At 69.0% G+C, this 13246-nt stretch carries 10 protein-coding genes; 7 read left to right on the forward strand and 3 right to left on the reverse strand.

Annotated features, from left to right (window positions below; all coding sequences use genetic code 11):
* Positions 1–5 precede the first annotated feature (5 nt).
* The 5 genes from ASC94_RS04880 to ASC94_RS04900 all read left to right on the forward strand — a co-directional run bounded on the left by ASC94_RS04880 (position 6) and on the right by ASC94_RS04900 (position 4999).
* Positions 6–1127, forward strand: coding sequence for a flagellar basal body P-ring protein FlgI (locus ASC94_RS04880; protein WP_056391472.1), 1122 nt, complete (start codon positions 6–8; stop codon positions 1125–1127).
* Between the two features lie 14 nt (positions 1128–1141).
* On the forward strand, positions 1142–1570 hold the full coding sequence (locus tag ASC94_RS04885; RefSeq protein WP_056391476.1) for a hypothetical protein: 429 nt from the start codon (positions 1142–1144) through the stop codon (positions 1568–1570).
* 97 nt (positions 1571–1667) lie between these two features.
* Positions 1668–3038 (forward strand): flagellar hook-associated protein FlgK, encoded by a 1371-nt coding sequence (gene flgK, locus ASC94_RS04890; RefSeq protein ID WP_056391479.1) that lies wholly within the window; start codon positions 1668–1670, stop codon positions 3036–3038.
* Positions 3039–3047: 9 nt separating this feature from the next.
* Entirely contained in the window at positions 3048–3962 is a 915-nt protein-coding gene (gene flgL, locus ASC94_RS04895; RefSeq protein ID WP_056391482.1) for a flagellar hook-associated protein FlgL, read from the forward strand.
* A gap of 5 nt (positions 3963–3967) precedes the next feature.
* Positions 3968–4999 (forward strand): hypothetical protein, encoded by a 1032-nt coding sequence (locus ASC94_RS04900; RefSeq protein ID WP_056391485.1) that lies wholly within the window; start codon positions 3968–3970, stop codon positions 4997–4999.
* Between the two features lie 32 nt (positions 5000–5031).
* Here the strand turns inward: ASC94_RS04900 and ASC94_RS04905 are convergent, their stop codons facing one another.
* Positions 5032–7260 (reverse strand): bifunctional diguanylate cyclase/phosphodiesterase, encoded by a 2229-nt coding sequence (locus ASC94_RS04905; protein ID WP_082616247.1) that lies wholly within the window; start codon positions 7258–7260, stop codon positions 5032–5034.
* A 264-nt stretch (positions 7261–7524) separates the two neighbouring features.
* Here ASC94_RS04905 and ASC94_RS04910 point away from each other — a divergent pair, with 264 nt between their 5' ends.
* Together ASC94_RS04910 and ASC94_RS04915 are read left to right on the forward strand one after the other, a co-directional pair.
* Entirely contained in the window at positions 7525–8394 is an 870-nt protein-coding gene (locus ASC94_RS04910; protein ID WP_056391488.1) for a phosphate ABC transporter substrate-binding protein, read from the forward strand.
* A gap of 2 nt (positions 8395–8396) precedes the next feature.
* Positions 8397–11762: an EAL domain-containing protein gene (locus ASC94_RS04915; protein WP_157201279.1), complete on the forward strand. Its 3366-nt coding sequence runs from the start codon at positions 8397–8399 to the stop codon at positions 11760–11762.
* Between the two features lie 18 nt (positions 11763–11780).
* Here ASC94_RS04915 and ASC94_RS04920 read toward each other — a convergent pair whose 3' ends face one another.
* Together ASC94_RS04920 and ASC94_RS04925 are read right to left on the reverse strand one after the other, a co-directional pair.
* Entirely contained in the window at positions 11781–12449 is a 669-nt protein-coding gene (locus ASC94_RS04920; protein ID WP_056391494.1) for an amino acid ABC transporter permease, read from the reverse strand.
* 3 nt (positions 12450–12452) lie between these two features.
* Positions 12453–13241, reverse strand: coding sequence for a transporter substrate-binding domain-containing protein (locus ASC94_RS04925; protein WP_056391497.1), 789 nt, complete (start codon positions 13239–13241; stop codon positions 12453–12455).
* Positions 13242–13246: the final 5 nt, after the last annotated feature.

Genomic DNA, 13246 nt, shown 5'->3' on the forward strand with positions numbered 1-13246 from the left:
GCAACATGCGCCCCAATTCTTTCTTTTCCGCCGCCGCGCTGGTCTGCACCGCGCTGCTGAGCGCGCTTCCCATGCAAGCTGCCCAGGCCGCGCAAACCCTGCGCAACCTGGTCAGCATCGAAGGCGTGCGCGACAACCCGCTGGTGGGCTACGGCCTGGTGGTGGGCCTGAACGGCAGCGGCGACTCGACCCAGGTCAAGTTTTCCAGCCAGTCGGTGATCAATATGCTCAAGCAGTTCGGCGTCAAAGTGCCCGACGGCACCGACGCCAAGAGCAAGAACGTGGCCACCGTCATGGTCAGCGCGGTGTTCCCGCCCGGCTACCGGCGCGGCCAGGCCATCGACATCACGGTGTCCTCGCTGGGCGACGCCAAGAGCCTGCGCGGCGGCGCCCTGCTGCTCACGCCGCTGCGCGCGGCCGACAATGAAGTCTACGCCCTGGCCCAGGGCAATGTGGTGGTGGGCGGCCTGTCGGCGGCCGGCAAGAGCGGCTCCTCGGTGACGGTCAACACGCCGACCTCGGGCCGCATCCCGAACGGCGCCACCATCGAGCGCGAGATCGCCACCGACTTCGCCACCAAGCCCAGCATCCGCCTGTCGCTGCGCCACCCGCACTTCCAGACCGCCACCAATATCGTGGAGTCCATCAACAAGAAATTCGGCGACGTCGCCAGCACCACCGACGCCACCAGCGTGGACGTGGTGGCGCCCGAGAATCCGACCCAGCGCGTGGCCTTCATGGCCAAGCTGGAAAGCTTGCCGATCGAAGTGGGCGCCGACAACCCGAAAGTGGTGTTCAATTCGCGCACCGGCACCGTGGTGATTGCAGACGGCCTGCGCGTGCGCGCCGCCGCCGTCACCCACGGCTCGCTGAAAGTGGTGATTTCCGAAAGCAGCAAGGTCAGCCAGCCGAACGCCTTCGCCCAGGGCAGCACCCAGGTCACGCCGCAGTCGGCCGTGAGCGTGGACCAGGGCTCGGGCCAGATGTTCAAGTGGCCGGCCGGCGCCAAGCTGCAAACCATTATCGACACCGTCAATTCGCTGGGCGCCTCGCCCGACGACATCATGGCCATCCTGCAAGCCCTCGACCAGGCCGGCGCCATCGAAGGCGAACTGGTCGTCATCTGAAGGAAAGCACCGCCATGGACCGATTCGCCCCCATTTTGCCGCGCCAGCTCGACATCGGCCCCACGGCCCAGCCGGCGCTGGCGCCGCTGGCCAACCCGGCCAGCGCCGCTGCCGAGCCGTCCGATCCGGCCGCGGCGCAATACCGCGCCAAGGCCACCGAGGCAGCCGTCAAGTTCGAATCCTTCTTCATCGGCGACATGCTGCACCGCATGCGCACCTCGACCGAGGCACTCAAGGACGACGACCGCAAGGACAGCATCAACCGCGACATGCTGGACATGGCCGACAACCTGGTGGCCGACCAGATGGCCGGCCAGCGCGCCTTCGGCGTGGCCGATGCCATCCTGCGCCAGCTGCTGCCGCCGGCCGCGCCGGTGGCGCCGCACCTGCCCGGCAGCCCCATGCCGCTGGCCCCCGCCACAAAAAGCGGAACAAACATTTAATCGGGCGCGGAAAGTGGTCGCCTTTATCAGTTAACGGACCAGTGATAGATGCTTTTTGGCAACTGGTCCATGCCTTCACCAGGAAAGACCAGCACCAATGAGCATACTGAGCAACGCGCTGTCCGGTTCGAATGCCGCCCAGGCGGCCCTGAACACCACCAGCCAGAATATTGCCAATCTGCAAACGAAAGGCTATACCCGCCAGGGCGTGCTGCTCAACGCGGTGGCGCCCGGCATCGGCATGAAAACCGCCGGCATGGGCGTGGAAATCGGCGGCCTGCTGCGTTTTTCCGACGCTTACAAGAACCAGCAGATGTGGCGTGCGGCGTCCGACCTCGGCTCCCATAGCCAGACCCAGCCCTACCTGTCGCAGATGGAACGCGTGATGGGCGACGACAAGTCCAGCCTGAGCAACGGCGTGGACCAGTTCTTCAAGGCGCTCAACGCAGCCGGCGTGGACCCCACCTCGACCCCGCTGCGCCAGCAGGTGGTGACGGCGGCCAACTCCATGTCGCAGCACTTCAACAGCATCTACAACGTGACGGCCAACCAGCGCCTGTCCGTGCGCCAGCAGCGCGACGCCCTGCTGCCGGCGATGAACCAGAACATGGCCAATATCGCCAGCCTGAACGAGCGCATCGCCGGCGCCTCGGCGGTCGGCACCAACACCTCGGCCCTGGTCGACGAGCGCGACATGGCCATCGACACGCTGGCCTCCATGGTGGCGATCGAGGTGATCGACCAGCCGGACGGCTCGCGCAGCGTATCGCTGCGCAGCGGCCAGCCGCTGGTGGTGGGCAACCTGTACGGCAATATCGGCATCGACGGCACCAGCGGTGCGCCGGTGCTGTCGCTGACCTTCGGCCAGAGCAAGTTCGCGCTGGACGACACCAAGGTGGGCGGCCAGATGGGCGGCCTGTCGGACTACGACAAGAATGTGCTGCTGCCACTGCAGACCTCGATCCGCGACATGGCCGAGCAGATGGCCGACAAGCTCAACACGCAGCTGGCCGCCGGCTTCGACACCGCCGGCAACCCCGGCAAGCCGCTGTTCGCCTTCAACGCCACCAGCACCACCGGCATGCTGCAGATCGACCCGGCCTTCCTGGCTTCCGACCTGGCCTTCTCGGCCGACGGCACGCCCGGCGACAGCGCCAACCTGCAGCTGCTGATCGACATCAAGAACCAGCCCGTCACGCTGACCTCGATCGGCTCCGTACTGCTGGGCGACGCCGACACCCAGCTGGTGGGCAAGCTGGGCATCGACAGCCAGCAGAACCAGGCGCTGCTGAAGACCGCCACCACCATCCGCCAGCAGTCCGAGGATGACTGGAAATCGACCAGCGGCGTCAACCAGGACGAGGAAGCCATCAACCTGATGGAATTCCAGAATATGTACCAGGCCAACATGAAGGTGATCGCCGTGGCCAACAGCCTGTTCGACGCCACCCTGGCAATGTTCAACTAAGAGGCCGCCATGCGCATCGCTACTTCCCAATCCCAGGCCACGATGAACCGCTCGCTGACGATGAATCAGGATGCCCTGACCCGTCTGTCCGAGCAGATGGCTTCCGGCTCCCGCATCCAGGTGCCGTCCGACGACCCGGTCTCGAACGTGCGCATTTCGCGCCTGAACCGCGAGGAAGCCATTGTCGGCCAGTACCGCGAGAATATCGACGCGGTGCAGATCCGCCTGCAAAAGAATGAAACCTACCTGAGCAGCGTGGTGCGCGACATCAACGAGGCGCGCGACCTGTTCGTGTGGGCGCTGGACGGCGGCAGCACCACGCCGGACGACCTGCAGTCCATGGTGACGTCGCTGCAGTCGCTGCGCGAGAGCATGCTCTACAGCGCCAACGTGAAGGACCAGGAAGGCAAGTACATCTTTTCCGGCACGCTGACCAGCACCCAGGCCATCACCTTCGACGCCGGCGCGGCCGCCGGTGCGCGCTACAGCTACACCGGCAACAACGGCAAGCAGGAGGTGGTGGTGGGCAACGGCATCGCGCAGACCGCCAACGTGGACGCGCAAGGGCTGGAAAGCTATCTGAACCAGATCGACCTGGTGCTGGACGGCCTGACCGTGCCGGGCGTGTCGCCCAACGATCCCACCTTCCGTGCCCTGCTGACCGATGCGCTGGGCGGCTCGGACGACACCATGACCCTGGTATCGAGCAAGATCGCGGCCTTCGGCGGCGCCCAGAACATCCTGGCCACGCTGCAGGACAACCACACCAATGTCAGCCTGTCGAACCAGCAGGCGCTGCTCGATATCGGCAAGCTGGACTATGGTCTCGCGGCAACCGAGCTCAATGGCTACACTGTTGCGTTACAATCCACTTACAAGGCCTACGCCAAGGTAAGCAACCTGTCCCTGTTTAACGTCCTCTAATTCGCATGCAAATCGCTCCGCGCCCCAGTTCCAGCGGCCTTGCCGCCGGCAATACCAGCTCCACCAGCAAAGTCGACGAGACCAAGCTGGCGGCGCCGGTAGGCACGCCCGAACCCGTCGCCAACGGCACTGCCGCCCCGGCGCCGCGGCGCGGCGTGAGCAACTGGGACCAGCCGCTGCAAAGCGACATCTCGGGCGCCCAGCAGGCGGTCGATTTCCTGGAACAGAGCGCGGCCCAGCTGCGCATGCTGAAGTCCGAACTGAGCGCACGGCTGGCCAGCCGCGCCGGCCGCGACGGCCAGGTGGAGGCGCGCGTGCGCCAGTTCAGCGATACCTGGCGCAACCGCCAGGACGCCTCGGGCGGCACCCTGGACAGCCAGCTCGACTACAACACCAACCAGTCCCTGCAGCGCTTCAAGGTGCGCGGCATGAACCTGGCCAACCTGCGCAACGGCGCGCGCGAAACCCTGGCCATCGCGGTCGGCGGCGGCGCGGCCGGGCTGCGTTCGGTGGCGCTGGAACCGGGCCTGTCGGACGATGAAATCGTGCAGCGCTTCAGCCAGGCGCTGGTGCCGGCCAATATCTCGGTCGGCCTGGGCGAGCACGGTGACCTGGAATTTGCCGTGCCGGAATCGGCCTGGGCCAGCGTGCGCGACACCATGGCCATCCAGGGCGGCGGCATCCGCTTCCCCACCGGCCAGCTGCACCGCGTGCGCACCGAGCCGGAAGCGCCCGCCATCGCCCCGGAAACCTGGAGCACCAGCGACGCCGAGGCCATCCGCCAGACCCTGTCGCAAGTGATCCAGGCGCTGAACCACGTGGAAGCGGCGCTGGCCAAGGTGAACCTGGCCCTGAGCGACGCCAGCGCGCGCGCCACGTCCGCCATGCCGCAGGTGAGCGCGGCCGGCATGGACCAGGCGGCCCAGAACTTCGTGGTGGCTGCCAACGAGCCCAGCTATGCCTCCCTGCTGAGCCTGACCTCGGCACTGACCGGCATCAACCGCGAACGCGTGATGGCCCTGCTGGGCCTGCGCTAAGCGCCGCTTCTTCCCTCTTCCCTCTTCGCTCGTTACGGCGCCGGTGCCGGCAGCGGCACGCCCCGCTGCGCCAGCAGCGCGAACTGCGCCGGCGGCACCGCCTCGGCGAACGCGTAGCCTTGCGCATAGTCGCAGCCGGCCTGCACCAGCAGCGCGTGCTGGGCCGCCGTCTCCACCCCTTCGGCCACCACCTGCAGCCCCAGCTTGTGCGCCATCACGATGATGGCTTCGCACAGCGCCAGGTCGCCCGAGTCGCCCGCCATGTCCTTCAGAAAGACCCGGTCCAGCTTGAGGAAATCGATGTCGAACTTTTTCAGGTGGCTGAGCGAGGCGTAGCCGGTGCCAAAGTCGTCCAGCGCCACCTGCAGGCCCATGGCGCGGTAGCTGCGCAGGCGCTGCAGCACGTCGGCCGCGCCGTCCAGCAGGATGCCCTCGGTGACGTCGATGACGATGCTGCGCGGCGCCAGCTGCAGCCCGGCCACGTAGGCCGGCCAGCCCTCGGACCAGCCGGGGTCGCCGCGCAGCTGCCCCGGCGACTGGTTCACGCTGATCTGGAACGGCCGCCCCAGCTGGTCCTGCCACTGGCGCGCCTGGTCGGCCGCGCGGCGGAACACCCAGTCGCCGATTTCGCCCATCAGGCCGCTCTGTTCGGCTTGCGCGATGAAGGCGTCCGGCTGCAGCAGGCCGCGCTGCGGATGGCGCCAGCGCAGCAGCGCCTCGGCGCGCTCGATGGCGCCGCTGGCAAGGTTGACGATGGGCTGGTAGACCAGCTCGAACTGCTCCGAGGCCAGCGCGCCGCGCAGGTCGGCCGCCAGGCGCTGGCGCAGCTGCGCCGCCTGCTGCAAGTCCTGGGTGAAATAGTGGTAGCCGTTGCGGCCGCCCTGCTTGGCCGCGTACATGGCCTGGTCGGCATGCCGCAGCAGCTCGTCGGGCAGCTGCGCGTCGGCCGGGTAGAAGGCAATGCCGATGCTGGCCGACACCGCGCCGCTGTCGCCGTCCAGTTCGAAGGGCTGCGCCAGCGCCGCCACGATGTCCTGCGCCACGCGCTCGGCATGGCCGGCCTGCTCCAGGCCGGCCAGGATGACGGTGAATTCGTCGCCGCCCAGGCGCGCCAGGGTGTCCGAGGCCCGCACGCAACCGGCGATGCGGGCGGCCGCCTGCACCAGCAGCGCATCGCCCTGCTCGTGGCCGAGGCGGTCGTTGACGGCCTTGAACTCGTCCAGGTCGATGAACAGCAGCGCCAGCAGCGTGCCTTCGCGCTTGGCTTTTTTCATGTCCTGCCCCAGGCGGTCGGAGAACATGTGGCGGTTGGGCAGGGCCGTGAGCGCGTCGAAGTTGGCCTGCTGCCAGATCAGGTCGGACGAGGCCTTGCGCTCTGAAATATCGTTGACCAGCGCCAGCGCGCCCAGGTAGGCGCCCTCGGCGTCGAAGATGGGATTGGTGGCCAGCGTGGCCCACAGCGGCGTGCCGTCCTTGCGGATGAACTTGAACTCGTGGCGCTCGCGCGCGCCCTGCTGGCGCCGCGCGATATTGCGCTCCAGCAGAATGCGGCCCTCGTCGTCCATGAAGGCCAGCAGCGGCTGGTCGACCATCTCCTCGATGGCGTAGCCCAGCATGGCGGCCATGCGCGGATTGACGAAGGAGGTGCGCGACTGGGCGTCGATTTCCCAGATGCCCTCGTCGGCGCTGTGCACGATGCGCCGGAAGCGCTCCTCGCTGCGCTCCAGCGCGGCCAGCTTGCCCTCGGCCAGCTCCAGCACCACGCGCAAGGCCTGCCCGCTGCCGTCGGCGCTGGCGCGCAGGGTGACCGGGTAGCCCTGCTCGCCGGGGCGGCCGCGCGTCATCTGCAGGTCGCAGCGCTGGGCCTTGCTGGTGTTGAGCGCGGCCTGCACGAAGGCGTCGAAATCGGCCAGGAAGCGCGGCGCCACGAAGTCGCGGAACTTGGCGTGCCCGGGATTGCCGCGCGCCAGGCCCAGCAAGTCGGCGCCGACCAGGTTCATCTGCAGTACCGTGGTGTCGAAGGCCAGCACGAAATAGCCTACCGGGGCCAGCAGGTAGATGTCGTTGAAATAGCCCTGCTCCTGCTCGTAGCGCAGGCGTTCCGGCGTCAGCGCCAGCTCGTCCAGCGCGCCGTCCGCAGTCCCGCCGCCAGCCCCGTCGGCAGGCAAGGCCACGGCCGGCAGGGCCGCCAGCGCGTGCAATCCTTGCAGGCCGCCCGGGAGGGGGCCGTTCACCGGCGCGGCGGCGACGGAAGCTTGCATTTCCTTATCCATGTGACCCTTGGTCTGTGGCTGGGCGGTGGCTGAACGCCATCTTAGCCTAACATGTCTGTATGACAATGTCGAGCGCGCCCTCGCCCGCTGCGGCGTGGGAGAAACGCCACAGCAGCGGCCGTTCCGCCATGAACTGGCGTTGCCGCACGGCAAAGTATTCTACAATAGCGGCGTGCCTCCCCAGCCCCGCGGCACGCCCTTCCCGATTTCCCACCGCACCCCTGCCCCGTGCCCTTCGACCCGGAGCGCGGCATGACCAAACGATACGCCACCCTGTTGCGTTGTACACTGGCGGCAGCCGCCGCGCTGCTGCTGGCGGCGGCGGCGCAGTACCATGCCGCTGCACCTGCGGCCGCCGCGCCGCCGCAGCGCCTGCGCGTGGCCGGCTCCTACACCATGGCGCCGCTGATGGCCGACGTGGCGCGGCGCTTCCAGCGCTACCACCCCGGCATCCGCATCGAGATCGACACCGGCGGCTCCGCCAGCGGCCTGGAGGCGGTGCGCCAGGAGCGCGCAGCGATCGGCATGGTGTCGCGCGCGCTGTCGGGGACGGAAAGCAAGCTGTACGGTATTCCCATCGCGCGCGACGGCGTGGCCATCGTCGTGCACCGCGACAACCCGCTGGCCGGCCTGGACGCCGCACAATTGGCCGCCATCTACAGCGGCAAAACCGTTAACTGGCGCCAGCTCGGCGGCGCCGACGCCGCGCTGCACCTGCTGTCCGGCGTTCCCGGCAGCGGCGAGGCCGAGCTGCTGGCGCACTACCTGGGCCTGCCGGCAGCCGCCCTGGCCGGGCCGCACGCGGCCAGCCATGACAGCCATGCCAGCCTCGCTGACCGCGTGCGGGCCGTGGCAGCCGACCCGCTGGCCATCGCCTATTTGTCGCTGGGCGAAGCGGAGCGGCAGGCCCGCGCCGGCGCGCCCATCAAGCTGTTGGCGCTGGATGGCGTGCCGGCCACCAGTGCCAATATCCGCAACGCCCGCTACCCCATGTCGCGCCCGCTCACCCTGGTCAGCCGCGGCACGCCGGCCGGCGCCGCGCGCATCTTCACGCAGTACTGCGCCACCTCCCAGATCTCGGACCTGGTGCTGGCGCACGGCTTCGTGCCCTACCTGGATTGAGCGTGCTGGCCCGCTTCGAACAGCTCAGCCTGCGCCTCAAGCTGGCCTTCGGCTTCAGCACCGTGCTGACGCTGCTGCTCTGCGTGGGCGCCGTGGCCCTGTTCAGCCACCACAGCAGCATCCAGGCGATCGACAGTTTCCTCGACCGCGACAACCAGATCAGCACGCTGAGCCTGTCCAGCCAGGCCAGCATGTCGCGCGCGCGGCGCTACGAAAAGGAATTCCTGCTCAAGGTCAAAGTCTACAGCTTCCAGGAAGCGCGTTCACGCTACGCCACGCTGGTGACCGGCCACCTGGCCGACGTGCGCGCCAACCTGGCCGCCATCCGCCGCCTGAGCAGCGCGCCCGCCGAGGCGGCGGCGGTGCAATCCATCGAACTGGCCACGCAGCAGTACGAGGCCGGCTTCCTGCGCGTGGTGGCGCTGTACGGCCGGCTGGGCAGCGCCGGCACCGGCCTGGAGGGCGAACTGCAAGCGAGCGCGCGCGCCATCGAAGCGCTGCTGGCAGCGGACGCGCCGGAGCAGTTGCGCAGCAGCCTGCTGCGCCTGCGCCGGCACGAAAAGAATTTCCTGCTGCACGCCGGCCCGCGCGATGCGGCGGCTTTCCATACCGAAGCCGCGCGCCTGCGCAGCGCGCTGGCGCAGGCCGGCCTGCCGCCTGCGCGCGGCGCCAGCCTGGCCGGCCTGCTGGAACAATACCAGGGCCGGTTCCGGCAATACACGGCCGTCGCAGCCGACGCCGAAGCCAGCATGCAGGACTATCTGGGCGCGGTGCACCAGATCGAACCGCGCATGATGGAATTGCGTGACCAGGCCGACCAGGCCATGGCCGCCACGCGCCGCACCATCCACCGCCAAAACCAGCGCCTGACCTGGAGCATTGCCGGCTTCAGCCTGCTGGCCATGCTGCTGGGCCTGGGGCTGGCGCGCTACATCGTGCACAAGGCCAACCGCTCGGTCGGCGCCTGCATGGACTTCGCGCGCAGCCTGGCCGGCGGCGACTGGAGCGCGCGCCTGCCGCCGCCGGCAGGGCGCAACGAATTCGCCATGCTGTCCGGCGCACTCAACAGCATGGCAGACGCCATGCAGCAAGGCCACCAGCGCGCCCAGCTGCACGCGGCCGAACTGGAGCGCTTGAACCGCACCCTGCGCATGCTCTCGCAGTGCAAGGACGCCCTGGTCAGCGCCGAGAACGAAGACCAGCTGCTGGACACCGTCTGCCAATCCGTCGTCGACACCGGCGGCTACGCGCTGGCCTGGGTGGGCCTGGCGCACGGCGGCGAGGCGGCCATCACCGCGCCGGCCGCCAGCGCCGGGCGCGACGCCGGCAGCGTGGCGCAGCTGGCGCGCGAATGGCAGGCCGGCTGCGGCCTGGAAGACTTGTGCGCGGGCGCCATCAATGCGCGCCGCGCGATTGCCGCGCACCAGCTGCGCCCGGGACTGGCGGACGTGCCCCGGCTGCCCGGCGCGCCCTGGACCATGGCGGTGCCGCTGCTGGCGCGCGGCACGCTGCTGGGCGTGCTGGGGGTGCACTCGGCCGCGGCCCAGCCCTTCGACTTCGACGAGATGCGCATGCTGCAGGAGCTGGCCGATGAACTTGCCTTCGGCCTGGTCAGCCTGCGCGACGGCCTCAAGCGCGCCGCCGCCGAGCAGGCGCTGGACTACCAGGCCAACCACGACCCGGTGACCGGCCTGGCGAACGGCAACCTGTTTTGCGACCGGGTGCAGCAAGCCCTGCTGCACGCGGCGCGCACCGGCGGCGAAGTGGCGGTGCTGGTGCTGGGCCTGGACCGCTACCGCGCCGTCAAGGACGGCCTGGGACTGGACGCGGCCAACCTCATGCTGCAGCACGTGGCGGCGGTGCTGTCGCACGAACTGCGCGAGGGCGACACGCTGGCGCGCCTGTCCGGCGAAGAGCTGGCGGTGGCCATCGGCGAGGCGCGCAGCGCCGACGAGCTGGCCGCCATCGCGCATGCACTGCTGCGCGCCGTGCAGCAGCCGCTGCCGACCGCGCACGGCGAGCTGTACACCACCATCAGCGTGGGCATCTGCCTGCATCCGCGCGACGGCAGCGACGCCGGCACCCTGCTGCGCGGCGCCAGCGCCGCCATGTCCAGCGCGCAGGCCATGGGCGGCAACCAGTCGCACTTCTTCGCGCCCGAAATGAACGCGCGCGCCGCCCGCCTGTTCGCCCTGGAGGCCGAACTGCGCCGCGCGCTGGAGCAGGACGAGCTGCGCCTGCACTACCAGCCGCGCGTGCACCTGGCCAGCGGCGAGCTGTGCGCGGCCGAGGCGCTGGTGCGCTGGCAGCATCCGCAGCGCGGCCTGGTGCCGCCCAACGACTTCATCGCGGTGGCCGAGAGCACCGGCCTGATCGTGCCGCTGGGCGCCTGGGTGATACGCGAAGTCTGCCGCCAGCAGCGCGCCTGGCTGGACGCCGGCCTGCCGGCCGCGCCGGTGGCGGTCAACCTGTCGGCGCGCCAGTTGCGCCACGCCGGCCTGGTGCAGTTCATCGAACAGGCGCTGGCCGAGCACGGCCTGCCGGCGCGCTACCTGGAAATGGAAATCACCGAATCGGCCCTGCTGGAGGACATCGGGCAGGCGCAAGCCATGCTGCGCGCGCTGAAGGACACCGGCATCCGCATCTCACTGGACGACTTCGGCACCGGCCACTCCTCGCTGAGCCGGCTGCGCCACCTGCCCATCGACCACCTGAAGATCGACCAGTCCTTCGTGCGCAACCTGACCACCGAGCCCGGCGACGCGGCAGTGTGCCACGCCATCATCGACCTGGCGCACAACCTGCACATGACGGTGATTGCGGAAGGGGTGGAAACCGAGGGCCAGGCCAACTACCTGCGCAAGGCGCGCTGCGACGAGATGCAGGGCTATTACTATGCGCGGCCGCTGCCGGCCGCCGAGTTCGCCGCGCTGCTGCAGCGCAAGCGGACGCTGCCCGCGCCGCAGGGCGATGCGCATGGCCGCACGGTGCTGCTGGTGGACGACGAGCCCAACATCCTGTCCTCGCTGCAGCGCCTGCTGCGCCGCGACGGCTACCGCATCCTCACGGCCGGCAGCGGCGCCGAGGGCCTGGAACTGCTGTCGCTGCACCGGGTGCAGGTGATCCTGTCGGACCAGCGCATGCCGGGCATGAGCGGCTCGGAATTCCTCGGGCGGGCGGGCGAGCTGTACCCGGACACGGTGCGCATCATGCTGTCCGGCTATACCGACCTGCGCTGCGTGACCGAGTCGGTGAACCGCGGCGCGATCTATAAATTCCTCACCAAGCCGTGGGAAGACGACGATTTGCGCGCCGACGTGCGGGCCGCCTTCCAGCGCCACGAAACGGCGGCACGCCGCAGCGCGTAGCGCCGGCCGGCGCACGGCCTAGCGCGCGTGGGCCCGGTTCAGGTGGCGCTCGGCGCGCCGCTGCAGGGTTTCAAACGCCAGGCTCAGCACCCAGTAGATGGCGGCCGCGCCCAGGTACAGCGGCAGCGGCTGGAAGGTGGTGGCGATCAGCTCCTTGGTGGTGAGCATCAATTCCGTCATGGTGATGACGGACACCAGCGAAGTGTCCTTGATCAGGCTGATCAAGGTATTGCTCATGGACGGCACCGCCACCCGCAGCGCCTGCGGCAGCACCACGTGGTACAGGGTCTGCCAGTAGCCCAGGCCCAGGCTGTAGCTGGCCCACCACTGCCCGCGCGCCACGCTCTGGATGGCCCCGCGCAGGCTTTCCGACAGGTAGGCGCCCGCGTTCAGGCTCAGCGCCAGGATACCGGCCGTCACCGGCGTGAATTCGATACCGATGCTGGGCAGGCCGTAATAGATGACGAACATCTGCACCAGCAGCGGCGTGCCGCGCATCACGCTCACGTACAGCCCGGCAGGCCAGGCCAGCAGCCGCCACGGCAGGATGCGCGCCACGGCGGTGGGAAAGCCCAGCAGCAGGCCGCCCAGCATGGAGGCCACCGCGTACACCAGGGTGTAGCCGGCGCCGGTCAGCATCACCGGCGCGGCTTCCTTGAAGAGCTCCTGCAATTCCAGCAGCCCCATCGCTTACGGCGCCTTGCTCACGTCCACGCCGAACCATTTCACGGAGATGGCCTTCAGGCTGCCGTCCGCAGCCGCCTCGGCCAGCGCCTTGTCGAGCGCCGCCTTGAGCTGCGGATTGCCTTTCTTGAAGGCGGCCGCCACCTTCTCCACCTTGCCGACCTTGGCGCCGGCCTTGATCGGCAGGTCGGAAGTCTTCAGCAGGTAGGCCGTCATCAGGCTGTCGTTCAGGGCGGCGTCCACGCGGCCCACGGCCAGGTCGCGCAGGTTTTCCGGCGCGGCAGGGTAGCTGCGCACCTCGATGCCGGGCACGGCCTTGGCCTGCTGCTCGTACACGCTGCCCTGCCCCACGCCCAGGCGCTTGCCCTTCAGGTCGGCCAGGCTGGCGTACTGCGCCTTCTCGTCCTTGCGCACCACCAGCTGCGGCATCGAGTAACCATACGGCACGGAGAAGTCGAACGCCTGTTCGCGCTTGGGGTTCACCGTCACTTGGGACACGATCACGTCGTACTTGCCGGCCTGCAGCCCGGCCAGGATGCTGGCCCACTCGGAGGTGACGAATTCGGTCTTCACGCCCAGCTTGGCCGCCAGCAACTTGGCCACGTCCACGTCGAAGCCGGCCAGCTCGCCGCTCTTCTGGTCCTTGTAGTTAAACGGGGGATACGTGCCTTCCAGCGCCACTTTGATGGCGCCGCGCGCCTTGACGGTTTCCAGCAGGTCGGCCGCCTGCGCGGCGGCGCCGGCCAGCAGCAGCGCTGCGGCAGCCAGGGTCAAAGAGAATCGGGAAGCTCGCATGGTGT

Origin of the sequence: Massilia sp. Root418 (assembly GCF_001425265.1) — a bacterium.
GTDB lineage: Bacteria > Pseudomonadota > Gammaproteobacteria > Burkholderiales > Burkholderiaceae_D > Rugamonas.

What these genes read in the sequence shown, in the direction of transcription:
- ASC94_RS04880 (WP_056391472.1), top strand. Translation starts at nt 6, where the DNA reads ATGCGCCCCAATTCTTTCTTTTCCGCCGCCGCGCTGGTCTGCACCGCG.
- ASC94_RS04885 (WP_056391476.1), top strand. Translation starts at nt 1,142, where the DNA reads ATGGACCGATTCGCCCCCATTTTGCCGCGCCAGCTCGACATCGGCCCC.
- flgK (WP_056391479.1), top strand. Translation starts at nt 1,668, where the DNA reads ATGAGCATACTGAGCAACGCGCTGTCCGGTTCGAATGCCGCCCAGGCG.
- flgL (WP_056391482.1), top strand. Translation starts at nt 3,048, where the DNA reads ATGCGCATCGCTACTTCCCAATCCCAGGCCACGATGAACCGCTCGCTG.
- ASC94_RS04900 (WP_056391485.1), top strand. Translation starts at nt 3,968, where the DNA reads ATGCAAATCGCTCCGCGCCCCAGTTCCAGCGGCCTTGCCGCCGGCAAT.
- ASC94_RS04905 (WP_082616247.1), bottom strand. Translation starts at nt 7,260, where the DNA reads ATGCAAGCTTCCGTCGCCGCCGCGCCGGTGAACGGCCCCCTCCCGGGC.
- ASC94_RS04910 (WP_056391488.1), top strand. Translation starts at nt 7,525, where the DNA reads ATGACCAAACGATACGCCACCCTGTTGCGTTGTACACTGGCGGCAGCC.
- ASC94_RS04920 (WP_056391494.1), bottom strand. Translation starts at nt 12,449, where the DNA reads ATGGGGCTGCTGGAATTGCAGGAGCTCTTCAAGGAAGCCGCGCCGGTG.
- ASC94_RS04925 (WP_056391497.1), bottom strand. Translation starts at nt 13,241, where the DNA reads ATGCGAGCTTCCCGATTCTCTTTGACCCTGGCTGCCGCAGCGCTGCTG.